This window comes from Rothia sp. (in: high G+C Gram-positive bacteria) (genome assembly GCF_030540545.1).
In the GTDB taxonomy this organism is placed as follows: Bacteria; Actinomycetota; Actinomycetes; order Actinomycetales; family Micrococcaceae; genus Rothia.
In genome coordinates this window covers 1-1,379 of sequence record NZ_JAUNVZ010000041.1, presented here as the reverse complement: position 1 = coordinate 1,379, position 1,379 = coordinate 1, and the positions used below count along the sequence as shown (strand labels likewise).

At 58.6% G+C, this 1,379-nt stretch carries 1 protein-coding gene; it reads right to left on the bottom strand.

Translation table 11 applies throughout. The features are described from left to right. Positions 1 to 1,244: phosphoenolpyruvate carboxykinase (GTP) (locus Q4P78_RS08765; RefSeq protein ID WP_303339994.1), on the bottom strand; the 1,244-nt coding region annotated here is incomplete at its 3' end. Between the last annotated feature and the right edge of the window lie 135 nt (positions 1,245 to 1,379).

The window sequence follows — 1,379 nt, the reverse complement described above, 5'->3', positions numbered from 1 at the left end:
TCGTAGTACTCGGGAGCGAGCATATCCACCTGGGATGCGGGGGTGCAGAAGCGGGAGTTGGGGTGCGCTGCGGGACGCCCCGATTCAGGAGTCCAGTCTTTGCCGGTCCAGTCGGTCAGGTGCGCGGGTGCCTCGTCGGTCTTACCTTCCCACCATACGGAGCCGTCATCGGTGAGCGCCACGTTGGTGAAGATAGTATTGCCCTTAGAGATTGCCTTCATGGCGTTGGGGTTGGTGGAGTAACCGGTGCCGGGCGCCACGCCAAAAAGACCCGCCTCGGGGTTAACGACGCGAGCCTGGTGGTTCTCATCAAATTCGATCCACGCGATATCGTCGCCGACCATTTCAGCCTTCCAGCCGTCGATGGTGGGGTCCATCATCGCGAAGTTGGTTTTACCGCAGGCAGAGGGGAACGCGGCGGAGATGTAGCGGGTAACGCCCTCGGGGTTGGTGACCTTGAGGATGAGCATGTGCTCAGCCATCCAGCCCTCATCATGACCGATAACCGAGGCGATACGCAGCGCATAGCATTTCTTGCCCAGCAGCGCATTGCCGCCATAGCCCGATCCGAAGGACCAGATTTCGCGGGTTTCGGGGAACTGCACAATGTATTTCTCGGGGTTGCAGGGCCAGGACACATCTGCCTGCCCGGGCTCAAGCGGAGCGCCTACGGAGTGAAGCGCCTTCACGAAGAAGCCCTGGGTTTCGTCCAGTTTTGCGAGCACATCCTTGCCGATAGTTGCCATAATACGCATTGAGCACACCACATAGGCGGAGTCGGTAATTTCGACCGCCATCTTGGGGTTCTTCGCTTTCAAAGAGCCCATGACAAAAGGAATGACGTACATGGTGCGCCCGCGCATCGAACCTTTGAAAAGGCCGGTGAGAGTCTGCTTCATCTCCACGGGGTCACGCCAGTTGTTGGTGGGGCCGGCTCCTTCTTCGGTCTGTGAGCAGATAAAGGTGCGCTCTTCCACACGTGCCACGTCGTCGGGGTCAGAGAACGCTGCATACGAGTTGGGGAACTCATGGTCGCTTAGGCGTACAAAGGTACCTGCATCGACCAGCTCTTGGGCTAGCCGGTTGTATTCCTCTTCGGAACCATCAACCCAGTAGATACGGTCGGGCTCGGTGAGGGCTGCAACCTCGCGCACCCATTCAAGCAGACCGGCATGGGTGGTCGGTGCGTTCTGCAGGTCTTTTTCTAGCTCTGCGGAAAGAGCTCCGCGTGAAATATCAGTCATTGACTTTATTCCCCTTTGAGTTTGTATGCCGGGCACCTTCGCTGGCCAGGCGCGTCTGACTGGTTGGGGCGGTTAAATAACAGCGGCGCACAGGGCCGAGGGGCTCGCACGCCGATGAAATTTTCCACTCCCTCG